The sequence below is a fragment of the Sinobacterium norvegicum genome, assembly GCF_923077115.1.
Lineage (GTDB): Bacteria > Pseudomonadota > Gammaproteobacteria > Pseudomonadales > Sinobacteriaceae > Sinobacterium > Sinobacterium norvegicum.
In genome coordinates, this window is the sequence record NZ_CAKLPX010000002.1 from 1 (window position 1) to 13,424 (window position 13,424).

Sequence of the window (13,424 nt, forward strand, 5' to 3'; positions counted from 1 at the left end):
AATTGGAACCACCTGATCCCATCCCGAACTCAGTAGTGAAACGATTCCTCGCCGATGGTAGTGTGGGGTTTCCCCATGTGAGAGTAGGTCATCGTCAGGCTTTTATTCTAAGACCCCGTAAGCTAACACTTACGGGGTTTTTTTATGGCTGGGGTTTCGTTTTGGGCGATCTGAGGAGGATTAGTAATCTTGTTTAACTCAAGCTTTGTATGCTCTTTAGTTGAGGATTATTTATGAATAGAGCCGGGGTAAAAAAACGCTTGTATCTGTACTGTAACTGCCTATAATGCGGCTCAGTCATTCGGTGACAAAGAATTCTGACGTCAGGCTGAGGCCTGTTGTTAACCCGTTTGTCTGACGACCATAGAGAATTGGAACCACCTGATCCCATCCCGAACTCAGTAGTGAAACGATTCCTCGCCGATGGTAGTGTGGGGTTTCCCCATGTGAGAGTAGGTCATCGTCAGACGCTTATTTTAGAAACCCAGCAGATTCAGTCTGCTGGGTTTTTTTATGTCTGCTTATTTTAAACCGACCATTTTATTGTCTTCGTTATGTCTAATAGATTTTGCGAAAACCCGAGCTATTACAATAATTAACAAGATGGTGTTTGATGGCAGCGTTGGTAAAGGCTATGCTTTGAGAGGCTTGTATTTGTACTTTTATAAATCGCTTTTTTTGTAATCAAGAATCGCGATGTAGTGAACGGATTGTCACCAGCTTGCTATTACCAACAAGCAATGAAGTTGATCTGAGTCATTAGATAATCGCAATAGGCTATGTTTCACTGAATGCATAAAATTTAGAGCAGTGCAGTGCGTGTGTTTGCATTTATTGCACTGCTCTAACCCGATAAATAAGTTAGAACGGAGTAAGAGAAATGGGAATAGCAAAGAAGTTTTCATTGGCAGCTGCGGCTGCGGCGACAGCACTGACTGCTTCATTGGCGGTACAGGCCGCTGAAGAGCAGTTCATCTCGATTGGTACAGGTGGCGTGACTGGTGTTTACTACCCTGTTGGTGGTCATATCTGCGGTATGATTAACCGCGATCGTGCCAATCATGGCATTCGTTGCTCTGCGGAGTCCACTGGTGGTTCAGTAGCTAACATCAACACGATCCGTGCGGGTGAGATGGAGTTTGGTATTGCGCAGTCTGATACTCAAGCTGCCGCTTACGACGGTACAGGCATGTTTGAAGGTAATGCCTACAAGGGGTTGCGTTCGGTTTTCTCTCTTCATGCTGAGCCCATTCAAATCTTAGTCCGTGGTGACGCGAATATTAAGACGCTTGATGACCTTGTTGGTAAGCGCGTTAACATTGCCAACCCTGGTTCTGGTAGCCGTGTTAATGCCGATTTGATTATGGCTGAAAAAGGCTGGGATAAATCCACGTTCCGTATCACTGCTGAGCTGCGTAACTCTGAGCAGGCTCAAGCGCTTTGTGATGGTAAGTTTGATGCGACTTTCTGGTCAGCGGGTTTGCCAAACGCCTCAACCCAGGAAGCGACGTCTACCTGTGATGTTAAGGTGCTGCCTATCGACGGCCAGTTCGCCGCCGACTTCCTGAAGAAGTATCCTGCCTATTCAGAGGTAACCGTTCCCGGTGGTATGTTCATGGGTAACGATAACGATATCGTGACACTCGGCCCCCTAGGTACATTGGTTAGCTCAGATAAAGTCTCTGACGATGTTGTCTATGAGTTGACCAAGGCAGTATTCTCTAACTTCAACCGCTTCCGTCGTCTGCACCCAGCATTGAATAACTTGGATGCAGAGGCAATGGCGACCAACTCTTTGGTAGCCCCTATGCACCCTGGTGCAGAGCGTTACTACCGAGAGCGTGAGTGGATTAAGTAAGCGTTAAAATCGTTCGCGCAAACACAACCGCCAGTCTAGGCGGTTGTTCCGTTTTAGCATGACAGGGAAACTCACTGCAGTTTCAGGGGTCTGTCAGCTATGTTTCGCGCATCAGGCCACTGTCTACTTTTTGGCCTGGTGTAATAGGGTTGTTTACACCCTCATATAATCGAGCTGTTGTTCTATGACGCAAAATTATCATATTGATGACGATATCCAGGATTTGGTTGCCGAATCTGATACCGGTAATCGACATCCGAAGCAGTGGTATGCTGCAATTCTTCTCCTGTCGCTTCCGGTTATTTGGTCACTATTCCAGCTTTGGGTTGGTTCGCCGTTGCCCGCTATCTTTGGCGTTGGTTTCCTGAACGATACCGAGGCGAGAGCCATACACCTAGGCTTTGCGCTGTTTCTGACTTTTATGGCCTTCCCCGCAACGCACAACAGCGTCAAGGATTCTATTCCTTGGTATGACTGGTTGCTCGGTTTCAGTGCTGCTTTTTGTGCTTGTTATATTTTTATATTTTATGCCGAATTGGCCACCCGTCCCGGTGCTCCAATCCAGATGGATTTGTTCTTTTCTGTCGCAGGCCTGTTGCTATTACTTGAGGCGACTCGCCGCACCCTGGGGCCACCGTTGGTGATTGTTGCCGTGGTGTTTTTGACCTATGTATTTTTTGGCGACAGTCAATACATGCCGGATGTTATCCGTTGGAAGGGGGCATCGATAGAGCGGGCGATGAGCCATATGTGGCTAACAACAGAGGGTGTCTTTGGTATTGCTCTCGGTGTGTCCTCGGGCTTCGTATTCTTGTTTGTACTATTTGGCGCCTTACTCAATCAAGCTGGTGCCGGTAACTATTTTATTAAAATTGCTTTTTCACTGCTGGGTCATCTGCGTGGCGGGCCGGCCAAGGCGGCAGTGCTGTCGTCTGCGATGACGGGTTTGATCTCCGGTTCCTCGATTGCCAACGTGGTGACCACGGGTACGTTTACCATTCCACTGATGAAGCGGGTTGGCTTTAGTGCGGAAAAAGCCGGCGCCATTGAGGCCTCCTCATCAATCAACGGTGTTTTGATGCCGCCGGTAATGGGCGCGGTTGCCTTTCTTATGGTGGAATATGTTGGTATTCCATATATTGAAGTGATCAAGCATGCCTTCGTGCCAGCGGCAATCTCCTATATTGCTCTGCTGTATATTGTTCACTTAGAGGCCTTGAAAGCCGACATGTACGGCCTGCCAAGATCAGGCCCCATCTATACGATGAAAGTGAAAATGCTGCGGTTCGGTATTATTACCTCCAGTATGGTTGTGCTTGCCGGGTTGCTGTTCTTTTTGATCTCGGCGATCAAGGCGATTACCGGGCCAGTCTCCGTGGTCTTGGTACTGCTAGTCATTCTTGCTGGCTATATCGGTTTGCTCTACATCTCAGCGCGTCAGCCTGAGTTGGAGATGGATGACCCCAACGCGGAGATAGTCGAGCTGCCTATCTTTGCTGATATTTATAAGACCGGTCTGTATTACCTTATCCCGCTAATTACACTGGTTTGGTTTCTAATGGTTGAGCGTAACTCTCCAGGGCTCTCTGCCTTCTGGGCCAGTGTTTTGATGGGCTTTATCCTGCTAACGCAAAAGCCGCTGAAGGCATTCTTCCGCAAGGACGGTATGGGGGTTGCTATTCAAGAGGGCTTAATCGATCTTCGTGATGGCCTGGGTTCGGGGGCACGAAATATGATCGGTATCGGTGTAGCGACAGCGACGGCCGGTATCATCGTCGGCACCGTGACATTGACTGGCATTGGTCAGGTCATGGCCGAGTTGGTTGAGATAGTCTCCGGTGGCGTATTACTGTTCATGCTGATGTTTGTGGCGCTGATCAGTATTGTTCTCGGTATGGGGCTGCCAACCACGGCTAACTATATTGTGGTGTCATCTCTGATGGCCGGTGTTGTGGTCGAGCTAGGGGCACAGAACGGCTTAATCGTTCCGCTGATAGCGGTGCATATGTTTGTCTTCTACTTTGGCATCATGGCTGATGTGACGCCGCCGGTGGGGCTGGCCTCCTTTGCTGCGGCGGCAGTATCGAGAGGCGATCCGCTCAAAACCGGGGTGACAGCATTTTTCTATAGTCTGAGAACAGCATTGTTGCCGTTCCTATTTATCTTTAATACCGATTTATTGTTAATCGATGTGACCTGGTACCAGGGGATTTTTGTCTTCTTTGTCGCCCTGGCTGCAATGCTGGTTTTCGCCGCCGCGACGCAGGGTTTTTGGTTAACACGCTCTAAGTGGTATGAGACGGTAGGCATGTTGGTTATCGCCTTTACCCTGTTCCAGCCGGGCTTCTGGCTGGATCGCGTCGAGAAACCGTTTGAGCGTCATCAGGCAACGGAAATTTACAGCTATATCGAGCGTCAATCAGACGATGCCAATATACGCCTGATTGCTGAGGGTGAAACCCTTGATGGACGCTTTGTATCGTCAACGGTCATTCTGCCGCTGGGCAAGGCCGAGGGGACGCCACAGGAACGTTTGTTAAACAACGTTGGCCTTGAATTGCTGCCCGAGGATGACGGCACTATGTTGGTTGATTTCGTCGAGTACAACAGCCCTGCTGAGCGCTCGTCGATCGATTTCGACTGGAAAATTACCGGTATTAAGGAGGAGACAGATCGGATGGCGAAGGAGGTTTTCTACATTCCGGCCTTCCTGCTGTTAGCGCTGATCGCTTTCTCACAGCGACGGAGAATCGCAAAAGAGCCGGCTAAACAACCGGCGCTATAAATAAAAAAGCCCCTGGAGACAGGGGCTTTTTTTTGCCTTGAATTTTTATTTGGCGTTGAGCTTAAGCTCGGTGATTGACTGCTCTGCGAGATCAGCCGTTGTGGTCGAGTCGAGTACAAAGATCCTGTCGTGCTCAATACCATAGTCGATCAGAGCTAGACGTATATTGTTGGATCGTTGTAAGGCCAGTTGATTGAGTGTGTGAGTATCGATTTGTTGTTGCTCAACCAGGTATTGTTCGATGTGCTGATGGACTTGCTGGTCGATAGCTGCCTCATTCGGTGGCGTGCCATTTTGCTCCGCTTGATCGGTCATCTGGTTGCGAATATCGTCGATGTCCTGACCGCTTTGCTGCTCAAAATAGGGGTAGGCCTGTTGCCAGAATGGCGACACGGCATACTCATCATCGGGTTGAATATCGGCCAGCAACGGTTCAAGCTGTTGCAGCGCCAGTGCCGTGGTATCACCGCGACTATTGGCGTTACTGCGAATCTCAATATCCAATTGCGGGCGCTGTTTAAGCGCTTCGGCCAAGCTGTTCAGCGTGGCATTATTTTGGTTGCCGAGGTCAGCCGTACCAAAATCGAAGGGGATTTGGTTCAGCGGCTGTTCGCTGTCGACCAAGCCGGATAACATACTAAATGGCGATGAGACAACCTTGGTCATAAAGGTTAACAAACTGTCCCAGACCAGCGTGCCATAGTCGAATTCGGGGTCATCAAGATTCCCTTCGACGGCCAGATCAACATCAATTTCACCATTACCGTCTTTTAGCAGCGCGATACCGAGGGCGATCGGCAGAGTTGTTGCCGTTGATGACTCCGTTTTTTCGCCCAGGGTTAACTGGTCGAGGAAAAAGTGGTTATCACCGACAATGTGGTTGTCTTCCAGCTTGTAATCGAGATTGACTGTCAGCTTGCCTTTATCGATAACATAGCCAGCGTAGGCATCGGCATAGGGTGTTAAATTGGTCAGTTCAAGACCGTTGAAATCGAGGGATAAGTTGGTATGACTCTCGGCATCGAAAGGGTTGACGACACCGGCCAAAATCACCGGTGCATACTTATTGACCGACCCCTGAATGTTAACCTTGGCCAATGAGCCAGGGGTTGATGATATGTTATCTATCGAGCCATTGAGCTCGGCGATGGTCATGGCAAAGCGCCGCGACAGTGATAAATCGGCGAAGCGCGATTGGGCATTGGCAAAGCGGATGCTGTTGATCTCGATGGCCATGGGGTCGGCTGGCTGATCATTATGGCTGTCAGCGGTGTTGCCTGCTGCGCTGTGTTTAATGCTGTCTTGGATATTGGTAGTGCCATCTTTATTGATAATGATGCGGGCGAAGAATCCGTCGGTATCGACATTGTTAACAGTCAGTGCATTGTTGCTAAGGTCGAGGTTGAATTGGTCGACGGTCAGTAGATCCCAGCTGACAAACTCCTTGTGCTTTACAGTGTCTTTAACCATAAAATTGTGGATGTCAGCGCTGCCATCGACAACAATATTCAGTTGTTGATCGCTTTCGTTGAGACTGAGATCAATGTTGCTGTGCAGCAGGCCGGAGAGTAGCTCGAGATTGGCCACCGGGGCAATAAAGGGCTGGGCAATATCGAGGGGCAGTTCGCTGATCTCAAAATGCCAAACACTGTTGAGTGGCGATAACTGCAATAGTGGTGTAGCCAGAGTCAGCGCGCTTTTATCTGCACGCTTATTAACGGCAAGTAAGCTCTTGAGTTCGATCGATTCCAGTTGAAATTTGGTGAGGTCAAAATTGTTGGCGTGGAGCGACAGTGGCGACAGCTCTAGCAGGATGTCAGTCCCTGAGGTTTGCTCAATCAGGCTGATATGGTAATCGTCGAAGGCAAAATCACCAATATTAACCTGCCACGGCGTGGCTGGCTGGCCGCTATCAGGCTGTTCTTCATTGGTATCGGAGATCAAGGTGAACAGTTGTTGCAGGTAGGATTGTTGCTGCCGGTCGATGGTTTCATTAATAGCGCCTTGATGACTATTAACCGAGGCAATATCAAGCCGCTGCTGATTGAGGTCGAGAGCCATATTGTTGACGCCAAACTGTTTGAAACTGAGTGCCGGTGATTGCGTTTTTTTGTCAACGATGGCGAGGTCATCAATGATAAAGAAGCCATTGTTAATCAATAAATTGTCATCGAATTGGTAGTCAGCTTTGAATCGAGCGGTGCCACGGGTGACCTCAAACTGTAACTGCTGTTGCATAAAATCCCAGCCATCGCGCAATTGCACGCCGCCGATTTTCAAACTGCCGGAGGAGGCCAGCGGCACAATCGACACCGAACCTTGCCAATCTAATGATTCTCCACCCTTGGTTTGCGCGGCCAGGCGGTAGGGTGACTCGTCACTGGGGAAAGTATTAAAATGCTGAAGCGATAAATCGATAGGGCCAAAGCTTTTAAAGAAGGTGGGCTGACGGTGCTCATCACGGTAAGAGACCGCAATGTTACCGAGTTCTAATTGGCGTATTAATACTCTGGGAATGGCCGTCTCAGCATCTTCTTGTTGGTTGGGCTGTGCAGCAGGGGTATCCAACAGTGCGAGTAAATCATCGATATTACTGCTGCCGTCTTGGTGAATACTGTAGTGATTATAAAAACCATCGAGTAGCACCTTGTCGAAGACAAATGTCAGCCATAGCAAAGAACTGGATTGAAAATTTATATAGAGACGCTCGAAGCCAATCTGGGGTTGTTGACGGCGATCGTAAATATTGAGTTGATGGATGTCGAGTGAAAGCGCCAGCGGGTTGTAGCGAATATGGCCGACGTCGACGGTACGCTCGGTTGCCGTAATGTGCTGCTCGAGTTGTTGTTTGACCAGCAGGGGCACGGCAAAGAAACTAATCACTGTATACAGTAGAAAGCTAATGACAAAAAATTTGATGCTGACCCCGGCAATACGTACCGACAGGCTGTTTTCGATAAGTCCCATTTACGACAACTCGTTCTGTTAGGTAAAAACGGAGACTTATTGTAGGGCTACTGGCCGATAAAAGAAACGAGGCATTGTTGCTTATATCGGCTCAGCTATTCGAAGGCTGGCGTAAGTCCTTATGATTTAGCCTGATTCTCAAACCAACTGCCGACCAGATTGATCCAGTAATTTGCCCCAGTGGGCAGAATGGCATCATTAAAGTCGTAATACGGATTATGCAGCGGTGCTTGATGCTGCTCTGAACCGTTGCCTAACCAAATATAGGCACCGGGATTGTCAGCCAGCATAAAGGCAAAATCTTCGGCGCCCATCGATGGCGCCAGATTTTTTTCAACCTGCTGTTCGCCAATCAGCTGGCGCAGTACGGATGCGGCCAGTGCCGCCTCGTCGGCGGTGTTGACCGTGGCGGGGTAGCGCGGAGTATAGGCGACGGTGGCGCTGGCGCCGTGGGCCAGAGTAATGGCATCGGACAGGCGCTGCATGTGCTCAATAATCAGCTGCTGCACCTCGGCCTTGAAGAAGCGACAGGTGCCGCGAATGACCACCTCATTGGGGATGACGTTAAGGGCATCGCCACCATGAATTTGAGTGACGGTGACGACGGCGGACTCGAGTGGGTCGACAGAGCGACTGACAATGGTTTGCAACGCCAGTACTAATTCCGAGGCGATAACAATCGGGTCGACCCCCTGGTGCGGCATGGCGGCATGGCAGCCCTGGCCGTGGACGGTGATCTCGAAGGTGTCGAAGGCCGACATCACCGACGAATCATTGACCGCAGCGCGGCCAGCGGGCAGTGCCGGCCAATTGTGCATGCCAAAGACCGCATCGACAGGGAACTGCTGAAACAGACCTTCTTTAATCATCTCTCGGGCGCCACCCTCGTTTTCCTCGGCGGGCTGAAAAATAAAATGGACAGTACCGGTAATGCTCTCGGGGTGTTCGGCTAAATAGCAGGCGGCACCCAGCAGCATGGCGCTGTGGCCGTCGTGGCCACAGCCGTGCATCTTGCCGTCGATCGATGACTTATGGCCGCAGCTATTAAGTTCCTGCAAATCGAGGGCGTCCATGTCGGCGCGCAGTGCCAGCGTACCTGCCGCAGGGTCGCTCCCTTTGAGCGTCGCCACAATGCCTGTGGTGCCCAAGCCTCGATGATGTTCGATACCGGCCTGGCTGAGCACCTGGGCAATTAAGGCGCTGGTTTGATGTTCTTCGAAGGCGGTTTCAGGGCAGCGGTGAAAGGCGTGGCGCCATTGGGTCATGCGCTGATGATAGCTGTCGTTATCGGTAATAAATTTCACGGTTCACTCCGGTGTGGCGGGCAGGCAATAAAAAATTAGACGTTGAGGAAGGGCTCGCCAATCAGTGCAGAGCCGACAAAAGTGCCGGTAAAAACCAGCATTGCAACAATGGCAATCTTCCAGCCAGACTGCGTAAAAGTTTGAACCTCGCTGGAGGAAATCGCAACCCCGGCGCAGGCCAATACCGGCGGTAGTATGGCGAGGAAGTTAACCTTGTTCAAATGCTGATCAGGGTGGCAGAGAGATAACGCAAATTTTCATTTTTTATTATAAATCAGCAGCTTGATTTTCGCGTCTACGTTCTCTTCGTCATCAGGGGGTATAATGAACCACGCCGAGGTTGACCTGCGTCAAGGCGGTGCTTGCTATGAGGCATGAAAAATAGGGGTATATACCGCTATATTGTCTATAAATAGAGCAATTTGTAGGCAGTTTATCCCGTTGCCAGATAACCGCAGGGGGGCTAGCCTAACAATATATACATGGGCGTCGAAGAGGGTTTTCATGGGAAGAGTTAAAAACGCAGTGTCCCGCGGCAAAAAGAATATTGAGCGGGGCGGTCGCAGTGCGGGCAAGGAGTTGCTGAGAGTAAGCGATAAACTCAGCGACAGTCACCTGTGTGTCGGTGTTACTGGCTTGAGCCGCAGCGGCAAGACGACCTTTGTCACCAGCTTAATCAATCAGTTGTTAACCTCTGACCACAGCAGCAGTGCGCTGGCAGGCTTCGGCCCTGCGTTAACCAATCGTATTGTCGGCGTCAAATTACACCCGGCCAAGGGCTCACTCGACAGCCAGTTTCCCTATCAGCAAAGCTATCAATCGCTGTGCGGGCAGAGGCCGCAATGGCCGTCTTCGACGACGGATATCAGTGGCTGCGTCGTGGAACTTCGGTTGGCCAAGCGCGGCAGCATCAGCAAGCGCATCGGCAAACCCTATCGCTCATTAATGATTGAGATCCTCGACTACCCCGGCGAGTGGCTGCTGGATTTGCCGTTATTGGATTTAAGCTTCGAGCAGTGGTGTCGACAATCAGCGCGGCAGTTTCAGCAGGGTGTTCGCCAATCATTGCTACAACAACACGTGGCTGCGTTGGCCGATATTGATGCCCTTGCCGACTACTCGCCTGATGCGGGGGATGTGGTTTCCGGATACAAGCAATTGCTGCTGTCATTGAAACAGCAGCACAACCTGAGCTTTATCCAACCGGGCCGATTTCTTATGCCCGGTGATGCCGAGGCTGAAATGTTGCAATTCTTCCCCTTGCTCAATATCGACAAGTTAAGTGGGCAGGATTTGAAGACAGCTTCATCGGATAGCTTTTATAAGGTGTTCGAACAGCGCTACAACGACTATATCGCCGACTTGGTCAAACCGTTTTACCGGCGTTTTTTCAGTAAAATCGACCGCCAGTTGGTGTTGGTTGATTTGATATCGGCGCTGCAACAGGGCGAGGAGCATATCAACGATTTGCGGCAATCCTTGAGTGCGGTGCTGGAAAGCTTCAGTTATGCCCGTCAGTCGTGGCTGCGCCAACTGATCTCGCCCCGAATCGAAAAAGTCAGTTTTGTCGCCACCAAGGTCGACCAGGTGGTGTCGAAGGATCACGACAACGTGCGGCAGCTATTGGCAACGCTGATTCAGCAGTCGTTCCGACAGGTAAAAAATGAGGGTATTGAGCCCTATTGCGAGGCGGCCGCGGCGGTGAGAACCTCGGTTGAAACCACCCACAATGGCGATGCCGCCTTGATCGCACGGCAGTTAAGCGGTGAGCGTGTTGGCTTGGTACACCCAGAAATACCGGCCAGAATGCCGGAGGGGGATGAGTGGCGACGCTTTGACGATTGGCCGTTAAAACCCTTCCAACCAGCACCGGGGGTCTCCTTTGCCAATGGCGACCCACTGCCACATATTCGGGTAGACAGCGTGATCAACAGTTTGATTGGAGATAAATGCTCATGACCAGCCGCGATAAAACCGCCACCTTCGAGGTGGATAGCACCGTGACGACGACAGATGAACAGCGTCAGAGCTATGAGTTCAGCGTCGATGAGCAGCCGGAGCAATTGCCGGAGGCAATCATGGACAGCCATGTGCTGCCCAATCAGGCCGATTACAGTGGCTTACGGCTGGAGGCGTTGCCAATCAAAGGGATTAAGGGCTTGCTCTGGGGGGGGGCGGCACTGATGACCGTCATTGCCGGCTGGCAGTTGGCTGAGATTTTTCAGGCCGCCAGTCAGTGGCATTGGTCGTTGGCGGCCGGCCTTGGAGTCCTGGTGTCGGGCGTCGCTTTCTCTGCCTCTCGCTCGCTCTATTCGCTGCTCAGCAACCGTAAGAGTATGGCCGATGTCGAGTCGCTACAGACCACGGCTCAGATGCTGAACGAGGGCGTTGAGACCGCCTCGACGATGAATTTCGTGGCGGAGTTACAGCGTTTTTACCAGGGTAAGCCACAGGCGGCGTTGCTGCAGGAGTGTTTGGCAAGCCTGCCCGATTACGCCAGCGATAAAGAGGCCTTGGTATACATCGAGCAGGTTTTTATACAGCCACTGGATAAGGAGGCGCACAAGCGCGTATCGAAATACTGTTTACAGACCGGTATTGCTGTCGCCGCCAGCCCCTGGGCCAGCATGGATATGCTGCTGGCGTTATGGCGCAGTCTAAAAATGATTGAAGACGTTGGACAGGTCTACGGTGTGCGGCCATCGAGGTTTAATCGCCTGAGTTTAATCAAAAAAGTAGCGGTGCAAATTGCCTTTGTCGGCGCCACCGAGTTGGTCATTGATCGGGCCATTGATGAGGCATCGATTAATAGCCTGGCGGCCCAGACCACAGGCCAGATCGGCCAGGGTTTGGGTGCGGCTATTTACTGCGGCAGAATAGGGCTGGCGGCGATGGCTGTCAGCCGGCCGGTTGAATGGAGAAAGTCCCAGCGGCCAAAGGTGAAATCATTGGTAGCACCCTTACTGAAACAATTAGCCTCGGTGTTTAAGCGATAAATTACTGTCGACGGGTCGAGGTTATTTCAGCTAGGCAGTATTACCGATTGATATAGCGCCAAGGGCTGGTTATGGTGCGGGCAATATTGTAAAAAATTAAGGTAGATCAATGAAAAAAATATTGCTGGCCAGTCTTTTATTGTTAACACCACTGGCATACTCCGACGCCGCGACAGAGCGGGATGCTGAGAACCTGCTCGATGTCGATCAGGTGTCTGTCGTCGTCGAAGAGGCGGTGTTAAAGTTGCTCGACGAGCAGTTGCAACAGGTGCCAGACTTTGGCGATTACAAGGCAGAGCTGCGAAAGTTCGCCAGTGATTTTGTCCGCTTCGATAATATTAAACCGGAACTAACACAGCTGCTAAGGGAGGCGTTTACGGCGCAGGATCTCAACGATATCGAGAGCTTTATCAGCTCCGGCAGTGGCGAGAAGTTGCTCACTGTTGCCGGTGATATCATTGAGAGCGGGCAGTATAGTTTAGAAGAAATGTTTTCTGCCGAGGCCATAGAGAGTTATCGACAATCTTTCTCTGAGCAAGAGTTGGTCGATATTGAGGCGTTTTTGTCGTCAGAGACCGGCCAAAAAATGAATGAGGCGGCAACGGCTATTGTCGATAATAATGGTCAGGCTTTAATGACGCTGATCTTTGAAGGCTATATGAATGCTTCTACCGAGAGCTGATCAACAATAATTTTTTCGTGCGAGTCAGTTTTTTAATCGCTGCCTCGCGCCTGCTGGCCTCAGACCGGTTGACGTGTATTTCCTGATAGACGATCTCTAATGGCTTTCTGCCATAAAAATATTTAGCCCCTTTTTTTCCTTTCTTTAAGAATGTATTGAGATGCTCGTCGAAGCGACGGTCGGTGTCGGTGGCAATGCCGGTATAGAGGCTCTGGTCGTCACATTGGATGATATAGAGAAACCATTGTTGCATGAAAAACGCCTGTCAGAAAATCGTTGCCGACGAGCTTGGCATGACTTGTTTTGTCCGCCCTCGAAAGCTATGTTTAAAACAATAATATTAAAACGGACGCTGAGATGAAAGCATTGTTGATGATTGTTGTTTTTTTCATGCCCTGGTATGCCGTTGCCGATGCCGCCTCTGAAAAAGAGGCCGAGAAACTGCTTAATACGCTGGGTATGGAACAGGCAATGGAGACCACGATAACAAAAATGCTTGAGGTGCAGTTGCAGCAGAACCCAGGGCTGGCGCCCTATAAGCAAATTATGCTCGATTTCTTTGATAAAAACATGAGCTATCAAAGCCTAAAGCCGGAGATGATCAGTGTGTATGCCAAGGCTTTCAGCGCCGAAGAATTGCAGGATATTAATGCCTTCTATGCCACCGAAACGGGCAGAAAAACACTGTTAGTCATGCCGCAATTGATGGCCGAGGCTGGCAGGATTAGTATGCAGCGAGTGGAAAAAAATATGCCGGAGTTACAGCGGCAGATACAGCAGGAATCGATCAGGCTGGATGGTTTGAAACAGCAATAAAAAAGCCGGCCGAAGC

The 13,424-nt window shown here is 50.5% G+C and carries 10 protein-coding genes and 2 rRNA genes; 8 read left to right on the forward strand and 4 right to left on the reverse strand.

Annotated elements, in window-relative coordinates; genetic code table 11:
• The 4 genes from rrf (L9P87_RS08980) to L9P87_RS08995 all read left to right on the forward strand — a co-directional run.
• A 5S ribosomal RNA gene (gene rrf / locus L9P87_RS08980) occupies nucleotides 1–100 on the forward strand; the annotation flags it as partial.
• A 253-nt stretch (nucleotides 101–353) separates the two neighbouring features.
• Nucleotides 354–469, forward strand: a 5S ribosomal RNA gene (rrf, locus tag L9P87_RS08985).
• Nucleotides 470–880: 411 nt separating this feature from the next.
• Nucleotides 881–1,858: a TAXI family TRAP transporter solute-binding subunit gene (locus L9P87_RS08990; protein ID WP_237444398.1), complete on the forward strand. Its 978-nt coding sequence runs from the start codon at nucleotides 881–883 to the stop codon at nucleotides 1,856–1,858.
• A gap of 184 nt (nucleotides 1,859–2,042) precedes the next feature.
• Entirely contained in the window at nucleotides 2,043–4,643 is a 2,601-nt protein-coding gene (locus L9P87_RS08995) for a TRAP transporter permease (RefSeq protein WP_237444399.1), read from the forward strand.
• A gap of 45 nt (nucleotides 4,644–4,688) precedes the next feature.
• On the opposite strand, the gene L9P87_RS09000 is transcribed toward L9P87_RS08995, so the two are convergent.
• The 3 genes from L9P87_RS09000 to L9P87_RS09010 all read right to left on the reverse strand — a co-directional run bounded on the left by L9P87_RS09000 (nucleotide 4,689) and on the right by L9P87_RS09010 (nucleotide 9,135).
• On the reverse strand, nucleotides 4,689–7,610 hold the full coding sequence (locus tag L9P87_RS09000; RefSeq protein ID WP_237444400.1) for a DUF748 domain-containing protein: 2,922 nt from the start codon (nucleotides 7,608–7,610) through the stop codon (nucleotides 4,689–4,691).
• 119 nt (nucleotides 7,611–7,729) lie between these two features.
• Complete coding sequence (locus tag L9P87_RS09005) at nucleotides 7,730–8,914, reverse strand: M20 aminoacylase family protein (RefSeq protein WP_237444401.1); 1,185 nt, start codon at nucleotides 8,912–8,914, stop codon at nucleotides 7,730–7,732.
• A gap of 35 nt (nucleotides 8,915–8,949) precedes the next feature.
• Entirely contained in the window at nucleotides 8,950–9,135 is a 186-nt protein-coding gene (locus tag L9P87_RS09010; RefSeq protein WP_237444402.1) for a hypothetical protein, read from the reverse strand.
• A gap of 283 nt (nucleotides 9,136–9,418) precedes the next feature.
• On the opposite strand from L9P87_RS09010, the gene L9P87_RS09015 reads away from it, so the two are divergent.
• From L9P87_RS09015 to L9P87_RS09025, 3 genes are all read left to right on the forward strand, one after another.
• Nucleotides 9,419–10,873: a YcjX family protein gene (locus L9P87_RS09015; RefSeq protein WP_237444403.1), complete on the forward strand. Its 1,455-nt coding sequence runs from the start codon at nucleotides 9,419–9,421 to the stop codon at nucleotides 10,871–10,873.
• Nucleotides 10,864–11,910, forward strand: a complete 1,047-nt coding sequence (locus L9P87_RS09020) for a YcjF family protein (protein WP_237444404.1) — start codon at nucleotides 10,864–10,866, stop codon at nucleotides 11,908–11,910. The genes L9P87_RS09015 and L9P87_RS09020 overlap by 10 nt, the downstream gene beginning before the upstream one ends.
• Nucleotides 11,911–12,019: 109 nt before the next feature.
• Nucleotides 12,020–12,592 carry a DUF2059 domain-containing protein gene (locus L9P87_RS09025; RefSeq protein WP_237444405.1) on the forward strand — a complete coding sequence of 191 codons (573 nt, stop codon included), beginning with the start codon at nucleotides 12,020–12,022 and terminating at the stop codon, nucleotides 12,590–12,592.
• Here L9P87_RS09025 and L9P87_RS09030 read toward each other — a convergent pair.
• Nucleotides 12,579–12,845, reverse strand: a complete 267-nt coding sequence (locus L9P87_RS09030; RefSeq protein WP_237444406.1) for a GIY-YIG nuclease family protein — start codon at nucleotides 12,843–12,845, stop codon at nucleotides 12,579–12,581. The two genes, L9P87_RS09025 and L9P87_RS09030, sit on opposite strands and share 14 nt — an antisense overlap.
• 104 nt (nucleotides 12,846–12,949) lie before the next feature.
• Between L9P87_RS09030 and L9P87_RS09035 the strand changes: the two genes are divergently transcribed.
• Nucleotides 12,950–13,408, forward strand: coding sequence for a DUF2059 domain-containing protein (locus L9P87_RS09035; RefSeq protein WP_237444407.1), 459 nt, complete (start codon nucleotides 12,950–12,952; stop codon nucleotides 13,406–13,408).
• Nucleotides 13,409–13,424: the final 16 nt, after the last annotated feature.

Coding starts and splice junctions, on each gene's coding strand:
- L9P87_RS08990 (WP_237444398.1), top strand. CDS start 881: ATGGGAATAGCAAAGAAGTTTTCATTGGCAGCTGCGGCTGCGGCGACA.
- L9P87_RS08995 (WP_237444399.1), top strand. CDS start 2,043: ATGACGCAAAATTATCATATTGATGACGATATCCAGGATTTGGTTGCC.
- L9P87_RS09000 (WP_237444400.1), bottom strand. CDS start 7,610: ATGGGACTTATCGAAAACAGCCTGTCGGTACGTATTGCCGGGGTCAGC.
- L9P87_RS09015 (WP_237444403.1), top strand. CDS start 9,419: ATGGGAAGAGTTAAAAACGCAGTGTCCCGCGGCAAAAAGAATATTGAG.
- L9P87_RS09020 (WP_237444404.1), top strand. CDS start 10,864: ATGCTCATGACCAGCCGCGATAAAACCGCCACCTTCGAGGTGGATAGC.
- L9P87_RS09025 (WP_237444405.1), top strand. CDS start 12,020: ATGAAAAAAATATTGCTGGCCAGTCTTTTATTGTTAACACCACTGGCA.
- L9P87_RS09030 (WP_237444406.1), bottom strand. CDS start 12,845: ATGCAACAATGGTTTCTCTATATCATCCAATGTGACGACCAGAGCCTC.
- L9P87_RS09035 (WP_237444407.1), top strand. CDS start 12,950: ATGAAAGCATTGTTGATGATTGTTGTTTTTTTCATGCCCTGGTATGCC.